Source organism: Oceanimonas sp. CAM02, assembly GCF_032842915.1.
Lineage (GTDB): Bacteria > Pseudomonadota > Gammaproteobacteria > Enterobacterales > Aeromonadaceae > Oceanimonas > Oceanimonas smirnovii.
Window position 1 is genome coordinate 73,938 of record NZ_JAWJBK010000041.1, and the last position, 18,222, is coordinate 92,159.

16 protein-coding genes and 2 tRNA genes are annotated in these 18,222 nt (G+C 55.9%); 10 read left to right on the top strand and 8 right to left on the bottom strand.

The features are described 5' to 3' along the window. Nucleotides 1–26: 26 nt before the first annotated feature. Nucleotides 27–1,325: an MATE family efflux transporter gene (locus R0I78_RS14765; protein ID WP_019935281.1), complete on the bottom strand. Its 1,299-nt coding sequence runs from the start codon at nt 1,323–1,325 to the stop codon at nt 27–29. Nucleotides 1,326–1,578: 253 nt separating this feature from the next. Here R0I78_RS14765 and R0I78_RS14770 point away from each other — a divergent pair, with 253 nt between their 5' ends. The 4 genes from R0I78_RS14770 to R0I78_RS14785 all read left to right on the top strand — a co-directional run bounded on the left by R0I78_RS14770 (nt 1,579) and on the right by R0I78_RS14785 (nt 6,169). Then, a complete protein-coding gene (locus R0I78_RS14770) occupies nt 1,579–1,872 on the top strand; it encodes a co-chaperone GroES (protein ID WP_019935282.1) in 294 nt (97 codons plus the stop codon). 32 nt (nt 1,873–1,904) lie between these two features. Then, entirely contained in the window at nt 1,905–3,542 is a 1,638-nt protein-coding gene (groL, locus tag R0I78_RS14775) for a chaperonin GroEL (protein WP_019935283.1), read from the top strand. A 171-nt stretch (nt 3,543–3,713) separates the two neighbouring features. Beyond that, a complete protein-coding gene (locus R0I78_RS14780; protein WP_317075857.1) occupies nt 3,714–4,211 on the top strand; it encodes a molybdopterin-binding protein in 498 nt (165 codons plus the stop codon). Continuing rightward, on the top strand, nt 4,208–6,169 hold the full coding sequence (locus R0I78_RS14785; RefSeq protein WP_317075858.1) for an EAL domain-containing protein: 1,962 nt from the start codon (nt 4,208–4,210) through the stop codon (nt 6,167–6,169). Before R0I78_RS14780 ends, R0I78_RS14785 begins: the two co-directional genes overlap by 4 nt. On the opposite strand, the gene priC is transcribed toward R0I78_RS14785, so the two are convergent. Together priC and epmB are read right to left on the bottom strand one after the other, a co-directional pair. Beyond that, complete coding sequence (gene priC / locus R0I78_RS14790) at nt 6,153–6,461, bottom strand: primosomal replication protein PriC (RefSeq protein WP_317075859.1); 309 nt, start codon at nt 6,459–6,461, stop codon at nt 6,153–6,155. The genes R0I78_RS14785 and priC overlap by 17 nt on opposite strands. A gap of 9 nt (nt 6,462–6,470) precedes the next feature. Further along, complete coding sequence (gene epmB, locus R0I78_RS14795; RefSeq protein WP_317075860.1) at nt 6,471–7,490, bottom strand: EF-P beta-lysylation protein EpmB; 1,020 nt, start codon at nt 7,488–7,490, stop codon at nt 6,471–6,473. Nucleotides 7,491–7,531: 41 nt separating this feature from the next. Between epmB and efp the strand changes: the two genes are divergently transcribed. Next, nucleotides 7,532–8,098: an elongation factor P gene (gene efp / locus R0I78_RS14800; protein WP_019935289.1), complete on the top strand. Its 567-nt coding sequence runs from the start codon at nt 7,532–7,534 to the stop codon at nt 8,096–8,098. A gap of 269 nt (nt 8,099–8,367) precedes the next feature. Here efp and R0I78_RS14805 read toward each other — a convergent pair whose 3' ends face one another. After that, nucleotides 8,368–9,411 (bottom strand): GMP reductase, encoded by a 1,044-nt coding sequence (locus R0I78_RS14805; protein ID WP_019935290.1) that lies wholly within the window; start codon nt 9,409–9,411, stop codon nt 8,368–8,370. A 314-nt stretch (nt 9,412–9,725) separates the two neighbouring features. Between R0I78_RS14805 and R0I78_RS14810 the strand changes: the two genes are divergently transcribed. Further along, nucleotides 9,726–10,142 (top strand): VOC family protein, encoded by a 417-nt coding sequence (locus R0I78_RS14810; RefSeq protein WP_317075861.1) that lies wholly within the window; start codon nt 9,726–9,728, stop codon nt 10,140–10,142. A 38-nt stretch (nt 10,143–10,180) separates the two neighbouring features. Next, entirely contained in the window at nt 10,181–11,155 is a 975-nt protein-coding gene (epmA, locus tag R0I78_RS14815) for an elongation factor P--(R)-beta-lysine ligase (protein ID WP_317075862.1), read from the top strand. Between the two features lie 125 nt (nt 11,156–11,280). On the opposite strand, the gene R0I78_RS14820 is transcribed toward epmA, so the two are convergent. Genes R0I78_RS14820 through rsgA form a run of 4 tightly spaced genes read right to left on the bottom strand, consistent with a single transcriptional unit; the run spans nt 11,281 to nt 17,042 of the window. After that, nucleotides 11,281–11,769 carry a DUF4136 domain-containing protein gene (locus tag R0I78_RS14820; protein WP_317075863.1) on the bottom strand — a complete coding sequence of 163 codons (489 nt, stop codon included), beginning with the start codon at nt 11,767–11,769 and terminating at the stop codon, nt 11,281–11,283. A 12-nt stretch (nt 11,770–11,781) separates the two neighbouring features. Then, a complete protein-coding gene (gene mscM, locus R0I78_RS14825; RefSeq protein WP_317075864.1) occupies nt 11,782–15,102 on the bottom strand; it encodes a miniconductance mechanosensitive channel MscM in 3,321 nt (1,106 codons plus the stop codon). 29 nt (nt 15,103–15,131) lie between these two features. Next, nucleotides 15,132–15,992 carry an archaetidylserine decarboxylase gene (gene asd / locus R0I78_RS14830; RefSeq protein ID WP_317075865.1) on the bottom strand — a complete coding sequence of 287 codons (861 nt, stop codon included), beginning with the start codon at nt 15,990–15,992 and terminating at the stop codon, nt 15,132–15,134. A 15-nt stretch (nt 15,993–16,007) separates the two neighbouring features. Further along, nucleotides 16,008–17,042: a small ribosomal subunit biogenesis GTPase RsgA gene (rsgA, locus tag R0I78_RS14835; protein WP_317075866.1), complete on the bottom strand. Its 1,035-nt coding sequence runs from the start codon at nt 17,040–17,042 to the stop codon at nt 16,008–16,010. A gap of 90 nt (nt 17,043–17,132) precedes the next feature. Here rsgA and orn point away from each other — a divergent pair, with 90 nt between their 5' ends. The 3 genes from orn (at nt 17,133) to R0I78_RS14850 (ending at nt 18,222) form a co-directional block, all read left to right on the top strand. Next, the gene (gene orn / locus R0I78_RS14840; protein ID WP_317075867.1) at nt 17,133–17,678 is read left to right on the top strand and encodes an oligoribonuclease; all 546 of its coding nucleotides are present in this window, start codon (nt 17,133–17,135) and stop codon (nt 17,676–17,678) included. Between the two features lie 254 nt (nt 17,679–17,932). Beyond that, a tRNA-Gly gene (locus R0I78_RS14845) sits at nt 17,933–18,008 on the top strand. 138 nt (nt 18,009–18,146) lie between these two features. Beyond that, nucleotides 18,147–18,222 (top strand) — tRNA-Gly (locus R0I78_RS14850).

Below are 18,222 nucleotides of genomic sequence, written 5' to 3' on the forward strand. Positions count from 1 at the left end.
CCGGAAGCTCCCCAGTTCCCGGGCTTTCAACTCAGCGGATGGCGAATCTTCCAGGGAAAGCGGTGCCAGGCAAACAGGCAGGCGATGGTGCCGGCCAGCATATTGGCTAACAGAATACCGGTAAACATCCCTTCGGCACCCGCTATTTCAGCACCCAGCCAGGCCAGCGGCAGCAGCAGGCCAAACAGCCGCAGGCCATTCAGCAGCAGGGAAATCATTGACACCCGCAAGCCGTTCAGTGCCGCCCCCAGTAACATAAAACAGCCCTGCAAGCCGTAGCTCAGGGGCACCAGCTGCAGATATTGCTGCAGCAGGCGGCTCACCTCAGCGCTGTCGGTAAACAGGCCGGCCAGCCAGGGAGCCAGCCACCACAGCAGTGCAAAAATAATAAACTGAAACAGCAACGCAAAACGCATGGTCAGCAACAGGCCATGGCGGCTGCGTTCATACTGGCCTGCGCCGGTATTCTGAGAAATAAAGGGGGCCAGCACCGAGCTCAGTGCCATCATGACAATCAGCACCACGGCTTCAATGCGGGACGCAGCTCCGTAGGCGGCTACCGTTTCGGTGCCAAAGTCTGCCAGTAACAGCATCAGCAGGGCGGTAGCCACCGGATTAAGCACACTGGTAAAAGACGCCGGAATAGCTACATGCAGCAACTGACGCCAGTGCTGTAACATTTCTCCCAGTGACGGAAGCTCCCAGCTCAGCAGTTGCTCCCGGCGCTGTAACAAAGTCAGGGCCACCAGCATGGCCATCAGCCAGGAGCAGGCACTGGCAATGGCGGCGCCGCGAATACCCATTGGCGGGAAAGGGCCCGCGCCAAAAATCAGTATAGGATCGAGTATGCCGTTGACCAGGCCTGCTATCAGCATGACCAGCCCCGGGGTTTTGGTATCACCGGTGGCTCGAATGGCGGCATTACACACCATGGGCACAATCAGCATGGGGCAGGCGGCATACCAGATAAACATGTAATCATGAATAAGGGGAAGCAGCACCGGCTGAGCACCCAGCAACGGAAATACAATATCCATGCTGGCCAGTCCCAGCCCGGCCAATATGAGTATCAACAACAGAGAAAACAGCAGGCTGTCGCTGGTAAAGCGGGCGGCCCGCTCGTGGCGGCCGGCTCCCAGTGCCTGTCCCAGACTGGCCGACAGGCCGGCACCCAGCCCCATGGCCAGTGAGGTCACCACAAAAGTGACCGGAAAAGTAAAGGTGACCGCCGCCAGTGGTGCCGTACCCAGCAGGCCGATAAAAAAGGTATCCACCAGGTTGAACGCCAGGATCGCCACTATGCCGAGCGCCATGGGACCGGTCATACGTGCCAGTTGCGGGCCGATTGGTGCAGTTAGCAAGGAGTTGGAGCGTTGCAAAAAATAACCCTGTGTTGGCAAACCCGTAAATGAAGAGATGGCGGTCATGATAACGCCGCTGGTGCGGGTATTTTAAAAAATTTTTACCAATCGCTCTTGAAGGCAGGAAAACCGCTCCCATATAGGAAGGCAACGGAACAGGTTTCGGCCATTGGCCGTTTATCTAACAAGGTAACAACACTCATCAGGAGAGTTATCGATGAACATTCGTCCATTGCACGATCGCGTCATTATCAAACGTATTGAAGCCGAGGCCAAGTCGGCCGGCGGTATCGTTCTTACCGGCTCTGCCGCAGAGAAATCCACTCGCGGTGAAGTGCTGGCTGTAGGTAATGGTCGCACGCTGGACAACGGTGAAGTAAAAGCCATGTCTGTAAAGGTCGGTGACAAGGTGATCTTTAACGAAGGGTTTGGCGTTAAAACCGAGAAGCTGGATGGCCAGGACGTACTGATCCTGTCTGAAGGCGACATTCTCGCCATCGTCGAAGAATAATCCGGTTCATCAACTTTAAAGGAAGATAAACAATGGCAGCTAAAGACGTAAAATTTGGTAACGACGCCCGCGTTAAAATGCTGAAAGGCGTAAATATCCTGGCTGACGCCGTCAAGGTAACCCTGGGTCCGAAAGGCCGCAACGTGGTGCTGGACAAGTCCTTCGGTGCGCCCAACATCACTAAAGACGGCGTATCCGTGGCCAAGGAAATCGAGCTGGAAGACAAGTTCGAGAACATGGGTGCCCAGATGGTGAAGGAAGTGGCTTCCAAGGCCAACGATGAGGCCGGTGACGGCACCACCACTGCTACTGTACTGGCTCAGTCTATCGTTAACGAAGGCCTCAAGGCCGTGGCCGCCGGCATGAACCCCATGGATCTGAAACGCGGTATCGACAAGGCTGTCACTCAGGCCGTGATCGAGCTGAAAGCACTGTCTGTACCCTGTAAAGACACCAAGGCCATTGCTCAGGTAGGTACCATCTCTGCCAACTCCGATGAAAAAGTCGGTACCCTGATTGCCGAAGCCATGGAAAAAGTGGGCACCGACGGTGTGATTACTGTGGAAGAAGGCCAGGGTCTGGAAGACGAGCTGGATGTGGTAGAAGGCATGCAGTTTGACCGCGGCTACCTGTCTCCCTATTTCATCAACAAGCAGGAAACCGGCACCGTTGAGCTGGACGACCCCTTCATTCTGCTGGTTGACAAGAAAGTATCCAACATTCGCGAGCTGCTGCCGGTGCTGGAAGGCGTGGCCAAGCAGTCCAAGCCGCTGCTGCTGGTTGCCGAAGACGTGGAAGGCGAAGCCCTGGCCACTCTGGTGGTGAACAACATGCGTGGCATCGTGAAAGTGGCCGGTGTTAAAGCCCCGGGCTTTGGCGACCGCCGCAAGGCCATGCTGCAGGATATCGCCATTCTGACCGGCGGTACTGTTATCTCCGAAGAAGTGGGCATGGAGCTGGAAAAAGCGACCCTGGAAGATCTGGGCCGTGCCAAGCGCGTGGTGATCAGCAAAGACAACACCACCATCATCGACGGTGTGGGTGAAGCCGAGGCCATTAACGCCCGTGTAGCGCAAATTCGCCAGCAAATTGAAGAGTCTTCTTCCGATTACGACCGCGAGAAACTGCAGGAGCGCGTGGCCAAGCTGGCCGGCGGTGTTGCCGTGATCAAGGTGGGTGCTGCCACCGAAGTGGAAATGAAAGAGAAGAAAGCTCGCGTCGACGACGCCCTGCACGCTACCCGTGCAGCCGTTGAAGAAGGCGTGGTGCCCGGTGGTGGCGTTGCGCTGGTGCGTGCCGCTTCCAAGCTGGCCAGCCTGACCGGTGACAACGAAGATCAGAACGTGGGTATCAAGGTGGCCCTGCGCGCCATGGAAGCCCCGTTGCGTCAGATTGTTACCAACGCCGGCGAAGAAGCTTCCGTAGTGGTATCCAAGGTGAAAGCCTCCGAAGGCAACCAGGGTTACAACGCCGGTAACGACACCTACGGTGACATGCTGGAAATGGGTATTCTGGATCCCACCAAGGTTACCCGCTCTGCGCTGCAGTTCGCTGCTTCCGTAGCCGGCCTGATGATCACCACTGAAGCCATGGTGACCGAACTGCCGAAAGACGATGCCCCGGCCATGCCTGACATGGGCGGCATGGGTGGTATGGGTGGCATGATGTGATTTAAGTCACATTATTGCCTGCCGGATTATTCCTGCATCAGAAGCCGGACCGAAAGGTCCGGTTTTTTTATGTCTTCTTGATGGCAGATTTGAATTGCTCTTCTGTTGTCTGGTGTATTTTGGGTATGATGACCGGTGTTTTTATCGTTCACATCAGCCAGGTGAAACACCATGAAGCACATCGCTGTTATGATTTTGTGTCTGATATCATGGGGAACGCTGGCCCGGGAGCCGGTTATACTCAGTATTTCCGGTAGCATGACACAAGATGGCCATCACCATGAGCTGGCAGAATTTACGCTGTCTCAACTGCAGGCTCTGCCCGGGAAAGAAATCACAACCCAGCATCCCTGGTCTGAACAGCTCCATACCTACAGAGGCGCAGATTTATCAGCCCTGCTGGCGAATTTGTTTGCCGGACAAGATATTCATACTTTGTATCTGCAGGCTCTGAACGGCTTCAGTGTCGCCGTTGACTGGCAGCAGCTGGCTCCTTATCAACCCGTGCTGGCCTGGAGTGAGGATGGCGTTATCATGAGCCGGCGCAATAAAGGTCCGTTATGGCTGATGCTGCCTTATCATCGTCTGTCTGAAATACAGCAGGCTGAATTTTTGCACTATATGGCCTGGCAGCTCAGACATATCACAGTAAAAACGGCACTTCAGTGAAAAGATTGTTTATTCCTGTTCCCGGCACGGATCCGCTGGGGGCTTCACATTCGGTTAAACGGGCGCTCATAGTGCTGCTTGCACTATGCATGCTGCTATTTGGTCTGGGGGCCGCATATTCTTTGCAGAATATACGCCAGCACAGCACCTTGCTGGAGCAGCGTAACTATGAACTGCCCTGGTCCCTGATGCAGCTGAAGCTGGAGATGAACCGTTTTCTTGATGGTGTACGGCTGCTTCATGCCGGGGCTATCAGCCACGATGAACTGATGCTGCGTTACGATATTTTATGGAGCCGAACGCCGGTGCTGCTCAGCCAGCAGCTGAAAGACACGCTGACTGACAGACCTGATCTATGGCAGCTTATTCAGCAGATTGAAGACAGGGTTCGTGGCATGGAGCCGCTGGTCAAGGCGATTCGTCCCGGTGAGCCCGGTTATCAGTTGCTGTTGGCGGAACTCAGCCCTTATGCCGAGCCGCTGGCCCGTACCATGACGGCCACCATGCACAGTAACGTGCTTTTTTATGCGGAATATGACCAGGCCTACCGTGAGCTGGGCCGGCAATTGTATATCTGTATTGTGAGTCTTGCCGTCTGCGGCGTGCTGCTGCTGTTTATGCTGGCCATGGAATTATGGGGATACCGTAAGCGTCTGCTGCATGATCCGCTCACTGGTCTGCCCAATCGTTTTTCGCTGCACTATCGGCTGGAGCATTTAATTGCCCGTCAACGGCCTTTTAGCCTTACCCTGATTGAGCTGGAAGAGGTGGCCCGCATTCGCCAGCAGTTCGGTTTTGAAGTGGCAGACAGGTTACAGCAGATACTGGCACAGCGGTTACGGCAATGTCTTCTATCCGGCGAGCATTTATCGGCTTACGGGCGTGATGGTCTGATTGTGACAACAGAGGGTATGCTGGAGCTGGCAGAAATTCGCGCTCAGCTTACCCGAATCCGCCAGAAGCTGATCACTGCGGAAAACATCAGCGGCCATGACTTTTACCCTACGCCTCAGATAGGCGTCGTATTATATCCGGCTGATGCTGACAATATGGTGGATCTGCTGGCTCGTGTTGAGCTGGCGCTGGAGCTGTGCCGGCGGGATCAGCTGCCTTATGTGATTTTTGACTCATCACTGTTGAAAGATGCCGAGCGCCGGCAACAGCTGGCGCGGGATTTGCCTGCGGCACTGGCAAGTGACAGTCTGACACTGCAGTTCTATCCACTGGTTACGCCGTCCGGGGAATGTGCCGGGCTGAGGTTGTCGCTGCAATGGCGGCATCCCCGTTTTGGTGAAGTGGCCGGCAGCGAGCTGCAGCGTATGACAGAGCAGTATCAGCTGTCGGAGCGGCTGCTGCTATGGGCAGTCTGTCGTCTTGCCGAGCGTTTACCCGAGTGGCGAATGTTTAATTCAGCGCTGTTTATTTCGCTGCCGTTACCGCTGTCGGTGTTGCGCGCGTCGTTGAGCGAGCGGCTTACCAACCTGCTTGAACGCCACGGTCTGGGAGGAGACGCGCTGATAATGGAGCTGACAGAGGCTGAACTGCAGCAAGCCGGCCAGCAGGCAGAGGCAGTGCTGACGGCACTGCAGCAGCAGGGCATAAGGGTGATGCTGACAGAGTTTGGATCCGGATGCTCACAATGGGGGCAACTGGTGCAATTGCCCTTGAGCTGGCTGCAGCTGGATGCGTTCTGGTGCAGTGGTATTGAGCAGCGCGCCGGCGCCAGAGAGCAGCTTACCCGTTTGTTTGAGCTGGCCCGGGTGCTTAAGCTGCCGGTATTGTGTTGTGGTATCAGTTCGGCAGCAGAAGCCGGTCTGGTTACCACCATGGAGGGCTGCACGTTGTTGCAGGGACCTTATGTCAGTCCGTCTCTGGAAGCCATGGAAGTACGGGAATGGCTGGAGCACAGAGGAGGCCCCGCCAGACTGACCGACTTTGAACTTAGTCCAGACGCATAAACTGACTCAGTGTGGAAGCCAGCAGCTGAATTTTGTGCACCATACGTGCCAGTAACGCCTGATATTCTTCCTCTGAGCAGGAAGACAGCATCTCCAGCTCATCAGCCAGCTCTGCTACATAGGGCATAAAGTGATCGGCATGCGTAGTGAACTGGCTGTCTTCGCTCAGCACAGCACTGAACCTGGCCTGGCCCTTGGTGCGCAGGGCGGTGAGCTTTTTATCGGCATCTATGGCCTGATGGTACAGCTCTTTCAGCGTATCGTTCAGCCGATCTATTACCGAGTCGTGCATAATGTTTCCTTAACTGGGTTGCAGAATTAAATCAATAGGGGTTTTGCTGACTTCACCGCCAATTTCACGTACCAGGCGGGGCACCAGAAAGCCCGGCAGCCGTGCCAGCAGTCCGGCCATCAGTGCCCTGGCTTTGTCATCGCTCACGGCAAAATGAGCGGCTCCGGCTACTTTATCGAGCTGATGCAGGTAATAAGGCAGCACACCCGCAGCAAACAGACGTTCCGACAGTGCTTCCAGGGTGTCGGTATTGTCATTCACGCCGGCCAGCAGCACGCTCTGGTTCAGCAGAGTGATGCCGGCACGCTGCCAGCTGTGCAGCCGGGCAGCCAGATCATCGTCAATTTCGTTGGTATGGTTAATGTGCAGCACCAGTACTGGCCGCAGCCGGCTTTGGCTCAGCCGCTCACGCAGGGCCTCGGTCAGCCGTGCCGGTATGACCACCGGCAGCCGGCTGTGAATACGCAGTCGCTTCAGGTGCGGTATGGTTTCAAGCTCGTTCAGCAGGGCGGCAATATGCTCGTCCTTGGCCATTAAAGGATCACCGCCGGAGAGGATCACCTCGTTAATTTCAGGGTGAGCTGCAATATAGTCTGCCGCCGGTTGCCAGCCGCCCTGGCCCGGGCTGTTATCTTCATAGGGAAAATGACGGCGGAAACAATAGCGGCAGTTCACCGCGCAGCCACCGCGCAGCACCAGCAGTACGCGGGAGCGGTATTTATGCAGCAGGCCGGGCAGGGCGCTGTCGTGCTCATCCAGCGGATCGGTAATAAAGCCGGGTACTTCGGTGAACTCATCGACAAGAGGCAGTACCTGGCGCAGCAGCGGATCGTCTGGATCACCCGGACGCATTTTGTCGGCAAAAGGGCGGGGCACCCGCATGGAAAACAACTTGCGGGCGGCAAAGCCTTCCTGCCAGGGCGTGTTGTCCAGACCAAGATAGTCCAGCAGCTGCTCGGGTCTGGTAAAGGCGCGGGCCAGCTCTTTTTGCCAGGGAATATGTAATTCGCCCGCGTTTAGGGGTATCATTGCCGGCATTTTCTGCAACTCTGTCAATCTACGAGGGTAAAATGGCCTCTTATAGTACCAATGAATTCAAGTCCGGTCTCAAGATTATGCTGGACGGCGAGCCTTGCGCCATTATCGAGAACGAATTCGTTAAGCCCGGCAAAGGTCAGGCCTTCAACCGCGTAAAAATTCGCCGCCTGCTCAATGGCAAGGTGCTGGAAAAAACCTTTAAGTCCGGCGACAGCGTAGAAGCTGCCGACGTAATGGACGTGGAGCTGGCCTATCTTTATAACGATGGCGAGTTCTACCATTTCATGAATAACGATACATTTGAGCAGATTGCTGCCGATGAAAAGGCGGTAGGTGATACCAAGCTGTGGCTGAAAGAGCAGGATGTATGCACCCTGACTCTGTGGAATAACGCTGCCATTTCCGTGACACCGCCAAACTTTGTTGAGCTGGAAGTGGTAGAAACCGATCCGGGCCTGAAAGGTGACACTGCCGGTACCGGCGGCAAGCCTGCTACCCTGAGCACAGGTGCCGTGGTGCGGGTGCCGCTGTTTATTCAAATCGGTGAAGTGCTGCGTGTAGATACCCGCTCCGGCGAATACGTGTCCCGCGTAAAATAAGCTTTGGCTTTACATATAAAAAAGGCGCCTTTGGGCGCCTTTTTTATATGTAAAGCAGTGGTAAGCCGCTCGAAAGGAGGCAACGCCAAGCATCAGTGCGGTTGCACACCGCCGACACGCTGCAAGTACCTCCATGTATCGCTCGAAAATGCCATCCATGGCATTTAATGGTCGGCTATGGCAATCCCCACTGCTGCTTCGATAAGCAGCAGTGTCAACTGTTAGCACTCCATACTGCTTTCTTACAGCTTACAGCTGTTATTTGGCTGTTATTCCTTGCCGTAAACGTTGTTTTCCTGCTCGCGCACGCGAATAAAGGTGGTGCGCTTGGTCAGTTCTTTCAGACGCTGGGCACCCACATAGGTGCAGGTAGAGCGCACGCCGCCGAGCACGTCGTTCACTGTGTTGTCGACCGGACCACGGTAGGCCAGTTCAACGGTTTTACCTTCCGCTGCGCGGTATTTGGCTACACCGCCGGCGTGCTTGTCCATGGCGCTGGCAGAGCTCATGCCGTAGAACTTCATAAATTGCTGGCCGTCACGCTCAATCAGCTCGCCACCGCATTCTTCATGGGCCGCCAGCATACCGCCCAGCATCACGAAGTCGGCACCGCCGCCAAAGGCTTTGGCGACATCGCCGGGGCAGGTGCAGCCGCCGTCACCGATGATCTGACCGCCCAGACCGTGGGCCGCATCGGCACACTCGATAATGGCCGACAGCTGAGGGTAGCCCACGCCGGTTTTAACACGGGTGGTGCACACTGAGCCGGGGCCAATGCCTACTTTAACAATGTCGGCACCGCACAGGATCAGCTCTTCCACCATTTCACCGGTCACCACGTTGCCGGCAATAATGGTGTGCTTGGGGCACTGCTCACGCACACGGGAGACAAAAGAAGCAAAGTGCTCGCTGTAGCCGTTGGCCACGTCAATGCAGATAAAGCCCAGGTCATCAGACAGCGCCAGAATTTGCTGCAGTTTTTCAAAGTCTTTATCTGAAGTGCCGGTAGAGACAATAACGTGCTCAAGCACATCGGTGCCGGACTCGGTAACAAAGGCCTGCCATTGTTCTACGGTGTAGTGTTTGTGAACCGCGGTCAGCATGTCATGACGGGCCAGGGCACGGGCCATTTCAAAAGTGGCGACTGTGTCCATGTTGGCGGCGATCACCGGTACGCCAGACCAGCGGCGACCTGAATGCTTAAAGGTGAACTCCCTGTTCAGCTCGACCTGAGCACGGCTGTTAAGGGTGGAGCGCTTGGGGCGAAACAGCACATCCCTAAAGCCCAGTTTCAAGTCTTCTTCGATACGCATTGGTATTACCTCAGTAAATGACAGGCACAAAAAAACCGGGGGTTTTTTAGGCCCCCGGTTTTAGGCATTCTAGCCACGACGAACTTTTTTGCAACTATTCCTGACCTTTAGTTCAGATATTTTATTGCGGGAGTGTCAGTCAAGGCCAAAACCATCTTGTTACTTTGCTCTGCACTGGCCATTCACAGGGGTTTTGACGTTGCTTTTGCGAGGGAAGTGCTGCTGACAACAATGCTCACCCAGGAAGAGTAAGGGCTTTTGTTCTGGTTAAAATTGCGTCATTATTGGAAAAACCACAGGGTGAGGACGGCGTCATGTTCAGGATCACAGGATTGGATCATCTGGTGTTGCGGGTGCGTAATCCGCAGCGCATGCTGAATTTTTACTGCAAGGTACTGGGGTGCACCCTGGAGCGGGAAAAAGCTGATATCGGACTGTATCAGCTGCGAGCCGGCGATCAGCTGATCGATCTGGTCGACATTCGCGGTCCTCTTGGGGGCGAAGGAGAAGCGGCGGATCATTGCCGGGCCAATATGGATCATTTCTGTTTGCGTATCGATCCTTTCGAGCCTGATGCCTTGCTCAATTACCTTAGTTTGTCCGGCGCTATCTGTGAGCGTCCGGCCATGCGTTATGGTGCTCAGGGAGAAGGGCTGTCTATTTACCTGTTTGATCCTGAAGGCAACCAGATCGAGCTGAAAGGAGATACAAAGGCTGCCAGTCAAGACTGATTCCGGATACACTCGCCATTTTTACCGAGTGCATTTTTATGACGATACCTGCCTGGTCTCCCACCGCCGATGTCACCCTGCTGCGCCGGCGTGCCGAATTGCTTTCCGGGATCCGTGACTTCTTTGCCAAACGCGGCGTACTGGAGGTAGATACGCCTACCATGGCGGCGGCGGGCGTGACGGATCTGCATCTGGAAAACTTTGTCACTCATTTTGTCGGGCCGGGCATGGCACAGGGTCAGCAGCTCTACCTGCAGACGTCGCCGGAATTTCATATGAAACGACTGCTGGCGGCCGGCAGCGGGCCCATTTATCAAATCTGTAAGTCTTACCGTAACGAAGAGTCAGGCCGCTTGCATAACCCCGAATTTACCATGCTGGAGTGGTACCGGCCCGGCTTTGATCATCACAAACTGATGGGTGAAATGGCTGAGCTGCTGCAAGGAGTGCTGGGTTGTGCTGCCCCCGAGCGTATCAGTTATGCCGGTGTGTTTGAGCGTATTTTGGGCGTCTGCCCGCTGACCGCGACGCTTGATGAATTATGTGAGGCCGGCAAGGGGCTGGGAGCTGATGATTTACTGGTGCAGGAAAAAGATCGCGATACCCTGCTGCAGCTGTTGTTTGCCTTTGGGGTTGAACCTGTGATTGGCCAGACCGCGCCCTGTTTTGTGTATGACTTTCCTGCCAGTCAGGCGGCACTGGCGCGCATTAATCCGTCTGATACCCGGGTGGCAGAGCGCTTTGAGGTGTATTTTAAAGGCATTGAGCTGGCCAATGGGTTTCATGAACTGACCAATGCGGCCGAGCAGCGCGCCCGCTTTGAGCAGGATAATGATTTGCGCAGGGCGCGGGGTCTTGCTGCCAAGCCGGTGGATGAATACCTGCTGGCGGCATTGCAGGCTGGCCTGCCCGACTGTGCCGGTGTGGCGCTGGGCATAGACCGGCTGATGATGCTGGCGCTGGGAGCAGACCGGCTGGAGCAGGTGATCGCCTTTCCGGTCACCCGAGCGTAAAACTTCAGCTTTAAGTTTTAAGCTGTCAGCTATAAGCAGGTCGGTGTGGAGCGCAGTTACGGCGCCGTGATTGCAAGCACCGCTGTGTTGCTTACAGCTTCCAGCTGATCGCTTATAGCTCCCCTCTAAGGGGCCGGCGGGTAGTTCTCGAGCAGCTCGGCAACCTGCTGATAAATATGCTCCCGGCGCTCCTGACCGCGACTGCCGTCACTCGGAAAAGCATCGGGGTGGCGGCTGGTCCAGACCACCTTGCCGGTGTCAGGCTGAGTCAGTCGCAGCACCAGATGCAGCTCCCGGCGGGCCCCGTAAACCCGCTCTTCCTCCCAGAAGCCATTACGGCCAAACATATTGGGCATGGTGGTCAGCAGGCGCATCTCTTCGTCCAGCCGATAGTCGAGCCATAACGAGGCCAGCGGTGCTTCTGTAACGGTCAGGCCGCTAACGGGTAACAATGCCCTGGCAGCATCGGCAATGCGGGCACCGTCCAGCGAGGTGGTGTCCATATCCGGGCTCAGAGCCACTGTGTTAAAACGGCTGAAGTCGGCTTCTTCAGAATAATCGTAAGGGGCGGCACAGCCGCTCAGCAGCCATATCAGAGCCAGTATTCTTATCATCATTGCCTCCCATCAGGCCGGGTTATCGGCATCAGCGGTCGTGAATGTGCGGCCATGCTCTCCCACCAGGCGAATATCCACCTGCTGATGCGGAATGCGAATATCATGGCGGCGCAGCCGTTCCAGCAGCAAATTGTGCAGTTCGTGGGTCATGGGCATGCGATGGCCCATGTCGTTCACATAGACCCGCACTTCATACACCAGCGCCGAGTCGGTCAGCTCCACCAGAAAGGCTTCAGGCACCGGGTTATCAAGGATCAGGCTGCATTCGGCAATGGCGTCCTGCAGCAGCCGTTGCACGGTGTCCACATCCGCATCCAGTCGTACCCGTACATAGAGTTTGACCCGGGTAATGGCATCGGACAGGGACCAGTTGACAAACTGCTCGGTAATAAAGGCCTTGTTGGGCACGATAATTTCCCGTCTGTCCCAGTCCACTATGGTGGTGGCCCGGGTTTTGATTTTGGAAATGGTGCCGGTGAGATCGCGAATGGTAACGGTGTCACCGATTCGAATGGGCTTTTCAAACAAAATGATCAGGCCCGACACAAAGTTGGCAAAGATTTCCTGAAGACCAAAACCCAGCCCTACCGACAGCGCCGCCACCAGCCATTGCAGCTTGGACCAGTCAATGCCCAGCATGGCAAAGGTGGCAAAGGCCCCGAACAGCAGCACCAGATATTTGGAAATGGTGGTAATGGCAAAGCCGGTACCCGGTGACAGATTAAGATGCTGCAGCACACTCAGCTCCATCAGCCCCGGCAGGTTGCGGGCGGTGATCAGGGTTAATACCACCAGAAAAACGGCAAGCACCAGATCTTTCAGGGAAATGGGCACCAGGGTATCTTCGCCGGCCAGACTGCTGGACACATGCCAGACTTCAATGCTGTCGAGAAAACTGAACGCGGTGTTGATCTCTGACCACAGCAACATCAGGGTCAGAATATAGCCCAGCATCAGCACCGAGCGCAGCAGCCCCAGAGACTGAGCGCTGATGGCATCCAGATCCACCTCGGCCACAGCGGCGGCTTCCGCTTCCGGGCTGGGAGGCGTCTCCTGAGGCTCGTCCCGCTCTTTCTCTTTACGCTGAGCCAGAATTTCGGCACGCCTTGCCTTGGCACGCTCAAAGGCCAGCCGCCGGCGCTGCAGCAGCATCCAGCGGCGAACCGAATAATAAGCCATCACAAAGCCCAGCCCGGCCAGTACCGAGACTTCCAGCTGGCGCAGCAGAGTGTGGGCGGTAAACAGATAGCCCATGATGGCAGCGGCACCGGCCAGCAGCGGGGCTGTGATCAGCAGCCCCCACAGCAGATGGTTGGCCAGGGTCAGGTGTTCCTTTTTAGGGGCGGAGACCAGCAGTGGCATATCCTGACGGTATAACCGCCAGGAAAACAGGCTGATCATCACACTGATGTAAATAAAGGCCAGCCGGCCAAGGGTGTCATAAAGGGAAAACTCCCTGAACTCCCGGGCGGTGTAAAACAGCAGCAACATCGGCAGCAAACTCAGCATCAGAGTGCGGAATTGCCGCCAGACCCGGCGTACCTGCTCGGCGGGAAGATTGAAGTGCATCACCAGCAGGCCCTTGGGCAGGGTCAGGTTACCAATGAGCAGCAAAATAAATACCGGCAGCATCAGCGCCCGCAGCGCTTCGGCAAGTGACACCACAATGGGAGAGGCCAGTGGTGAGTCGATGGCATGAGACAGCAAAGACAACAGCGCGGTAATGGGCAGGGCGGTAAGCACACTCAGCAGCAGGGTATTAAAGGTGTAACCGTATTTGTCCTGAGTGACATTACCGATGCGCGGGCTGATGCGCGCCAGATAATCGCGCAGGCTGCGCCGGCTGAGCAGCCACAAATACAGCACCACCATGGAGCTGATGCCATAAAGCGTCAGGCTCGCTCCTCCCTGCTGCTGCAGCGCGCGGGGCAGGGCGGTCCAGGTGGCGGTACGGGTCAGCCAGTCCAGGGTTTCCATCAGGGCCGCAGGAAAATTACTGTCTACCGGGCGCAGATCTGGCAGCCAGAACAACCGCTCTTCGGTCAGGGCCCGAATTTCTTCCAGCTGACCATTTTGCCGGCTGTAGGCTACCTTGAGCCGGGTTTGTTCATGAATTTCATTATCGGTAACCGCCAGCAGCCGTTCCAGCAGGCGGGCCCGGGTAGTGAGCAGTTCATCAAGCAACAATTGCTGCTCTTCGCTCAGGCTCTGCTCCAGGGTCAGCAACCGGTTGCGGTAGCTGTTATTGGCAAGATCATCAAAATCTTCCTGATAGCCATATCTGTCTACCCGGCTCTGCACGATGCGGGCTTCCAGCTGGTGCAGCGGGTAGGGAGCGGGCAGTTCGCTCAGGCGATTACGCAGGTTCTCACCAAAACCGCGGCTCACTTCCAGCCATTCCAGCTGTTCTTTCAGGTTGTTTTTAAGGGTGCTGAGTTCGTTAACAGCACTTTCTACCGCCTGATTTTCCAGCTGTAAAGACTCTATGGTACGGCTGCGCTCGGCCAGGGTAACGGAAAGCTGCTGATTGCGCTCCTGCTCCCGGGCAAGCAGGGGGGAGTCAGTTTCTACTTCGTCCAGTAACCGTTCGCTTTCAGCAATGGCGGCTTCCGTAGTAGCCCGGCGCAACTCATTCTGCCGGTTTTGCAGGGCATCTATGTAATTGTCGAGATCGGTCAGCCGGAATTGCAGTATGTCCAGCCGCAGCTTGTTGAGAGTATCCCGGTTACCCGCCGACAGCTGCTCCAGCTCCAGCATCTGAATACGCCGCTGTAGTGCCTGCTCGCGAACCATGCTGAGAATGCGGTTAGCATTTTGCTGGCGGCTGGGGTTTTCGGTAAATTGCTGCTGATCCAGATTTTGCTGAGTCTGGCGTAGCTGCTGGCGCAGTTCGTCGAGCTGACTGTGAACGCCACTATTGCTCAGCTCCTGCAGGTTCAGGGTGTTGGTCAGCTCTTCACGCTGGCGGCGCAGCTCAAGCCGGCGGGCCTGAGCATCTACCAGCGCCTGATCCAGATCCACGCCGTCGAGCAGCGGAATATTTTCGGTGGAGGTGCCTTTAAGTCCGGCTTTTTGTTGCTCCAGTTTTTTCAGTGCCGCCGGATATTCTTCCATAAACTGGCGCAGGCTGTCGGTCTGACTGCGGTAGCGCTCTCCTTCCCGTACCAGCTGCAGCGCCTGATTATAACTGTCGCGCAGCTTTTGCAGCTCAGGCTTGTCTCCTTCCGGAACTTCCTTCAGCAAGGCTTCTATATCGGCTACGCTTTGATCTGCCGGCACCGGGGCCGGCAGCAACAACAGCATAAAAAACAGCAGTACAGGGGCAAACACGGCAACCTCTCTCAGCGGGGCTGGATTAATCAGGGTTGAACAAGACGACCGAACTCGGTGCCCATGCGGGTGCTGGTGCCGGGAGTGAGTGTTTCACTCAGCGTGACGGCATCTGGCCCGAATAAACACACTACCGTGCTGCCCAGCTTGAACCGGCCCATTTCATCACCTTTGGCCAGGCGCGGAGCCGTATCAGCATTATAGTCCCAGCGTTGCACTCGTTTGCCCGGCGGCGGCGTCACGGTGCCGGCCCAGACGGTTTCAATGCTGGCCACTATGGTGGCCCCCACCAGCACCATGGCCATAGGGCCGGCGCTGGTATCAAAAATACATGCCACCCGCTCGTTGCGGGCAAACAGCTCCGGTACGCGAGAAGCGGTGAGCGGGTTGACCGAAAACAGTTCGCCGGGCACATACACCATGGTCTTGAGCACGCCGTCCAGCGGCATATGAATGCGGTGATAGTCTTTGGGGGCCAGATAAATGGTGGCAAAGTCACCGTTCATAAAGGGCGCAGCCAGCGCCTTGTCGCCACCGAGCAGGGTGCGGGCACTGAAGTCATGGCCCTTGGCCTGAATAATACGGCCCTGCTCAATGGGTGCCAGCTGGCTGATGGCACCGTCTACCGGCATGGCCAGCACCTCGTCGCCCGATACCAAAGGGCGCGCGTCTTCTTTCAGCGGGCGGGTAAAAAATTCATTAAAGCTTTTATAGTGTTCCGGCTCGCTGTAAGCAGCTTCGCTCATGTCCACCTTATAGCGGCGAATAAATTGTTTGATCAGCCACTGGGTCAGAGCACCGGCCTCGGCGGCGGCGAGTTTGCCCACCAGGCGTGACAGAGCGTGCTTGGGTAACAGGTATTGCAGCAAAATTTTCAGATGATCTTTCATTGTGATTGAGTACCGTCAGGAATTGGGGTGATAGCGATCAGGCTTGTCGGCCATGGCATCCATAATGCGGTGATAGCTGTCCAGCCGCTCTGCATGAATATGGCCCTCGGCCGCAGCCTGCTGCAGCAGGCAGCCCGGATCGCTGCCGTGCTTGCAGTCGCGAAAGCGGCAGCCGCCCAGATAATCGCGAAACTCACGAAAACACCAGGCCACCCGCTCGGGAGCCAGATGCCAGAGAGAAAACTCGCGAATGCCGGGAGAGTCGATAAGTGAGCCGCCGGCGGCAAAATGATAGAGCCGGGCCGTGGTGGTAGTGTGCTGACCCAGACCGGAGTTATCGGACACGGCACCGGTTTGTGCTTCCACCTCAGGCATGATGGCGTTTACCAGCGACGACTTGCCCACACCGGACTGACCCACAAAAATACTGGTGTGGCTGCTCAGTGCCTGTTGCAGTTCATTCAGGCCTTCACCGGTGTCACAGCTCACCAGCAGCACCCGGTAGCCAATGTCGCGGTAGCGCTGCAAATCGCGCTCAGCGTCACGGCGCTGTTCGTCGCTCAGCAGGTCCACCTTGTTGAGCACCAGCATGGGGGGCATTTCCACATCTTCGGCGGCCACCAGATAGCGGTCGATGATATGGCAGCTCAGCTCCGGCAGCACCGCAGATACCACTACTATCTGATCGATATTGGCCGCCACCGGTTTGATGCCGTCGTAATAGTCAGGGCGGGTGAGCACTGTGGTGCGTGGGTGTACTGCTTCCACCACGCCGCTGATGCCCTGCAAGGCCTCTGTGCCGGGCCGCCATACCACACGGTCTCCGGTTACCAGCGAGCCCAGGGTGCGGCGCAGATTGCAGCGATGAATGTTACCGTCACTGTCTTCAATGTCAGCATGCTGACCAAAGCGGCTGATCACCACCCCTTCCTGCGGGGCACCCAGCTGGGTGTCGTCAATGACTTCGGACTGCTGTTTTTTCAGGCGGCGGCTGTGGTTATCGCTAACGCGGCGCTTCTGGCCTTTACTCAGACGTTTCTTCTTGGTCACGCTGTTCCTCGAACCTGTTTTTACTGCCGGCTATGATACACTTTCCCGTTCAACCTTGTCCTTATTTGCCAAGCCGCAGGAACGCAAACCATGACGCAAAGTGCAGAAAACCTGGTATGGATCGATCTGGAAATGACCGGTCTTGATCCCGATGAACACAGAGTGATTGAAATTGCCAGCATAGTGACTGATAAGGATCTCAATATTCTGGCAGAAGGGCCTGTGCTGGCTATTCACCAGAGCGAAGCCGAGCTTGGCAAAATGGACGAGTGGAACGTGAACACTCATACCGGCTCGGGCCTGGTGGCCAGAGTGCAGGCCAGCACCATTACTGAAGATGAAGCAGTGAAACAGACGCTGGCGTTTTTGCGTCAGTGGGTGCCGGAAGGCAGCTCGCCCCTGTGTGGTAACTCCATCGGTCAGGACAGGCGTTTTATGGTGCGGCACATGCCGGCGCTGGAAGCCTTTTTTCACTACCGCAATGTGGATGTGAGCACGGTAAAAGAGCTGGTACGCCGCTGGAAACCGGAACTGCTGGAGCAATTTACCAAAAAAGGCAGTCATCAGGCCCTGGACGATATTCGTGAGTCCATTGCCGAACTGCAGTTCTACCGCCGGCATGTGTTTACCATTTAAACGCAAAACAGCCAGATTTTAGTCGTTTGGCGACAATTTCAGCAAACGGCTAACCTGCTTTAAAAAATGCTTGCATTCGATCGGTTCGTGCTTATACTACGCCTCCCGTAGCCAAGAGGAATTGCGAAGCAAGCCACTGGTTACAACAGACTGAATACAGTCAGCGCAGGAATAGCTAAGCTGATATTGAGCTTAACCTTGCTGAAGTTGATGAGGGTCGCGCCGCGGCTCCATGCACCAGTTAAAAGTATTACGCGGGAATAGCTCAGCTGGTAGAGCACAACCTTGCCAAGGTTGGGGTCGCGAGTTCGAATCTCGTTTCCCGCTCCAAATTTAAAGCACGGGTTACCAGACCGGTGTTTGAAGCAAGTTAAAATCTGCGGGAATAGCTCAGCTTATATAGAGCTTAACCTTGCTGAAGTTGATGAAGGTCGCGCCGCGGCCCCATGCACAAGTAAAAAGTATTACGCGGGAATAGCTCAGCTGGTAGAGCACAACCTTGCCAAGGTTGGGGTCGCGAGTTCGAATCTCGTTTCCCGCTCCA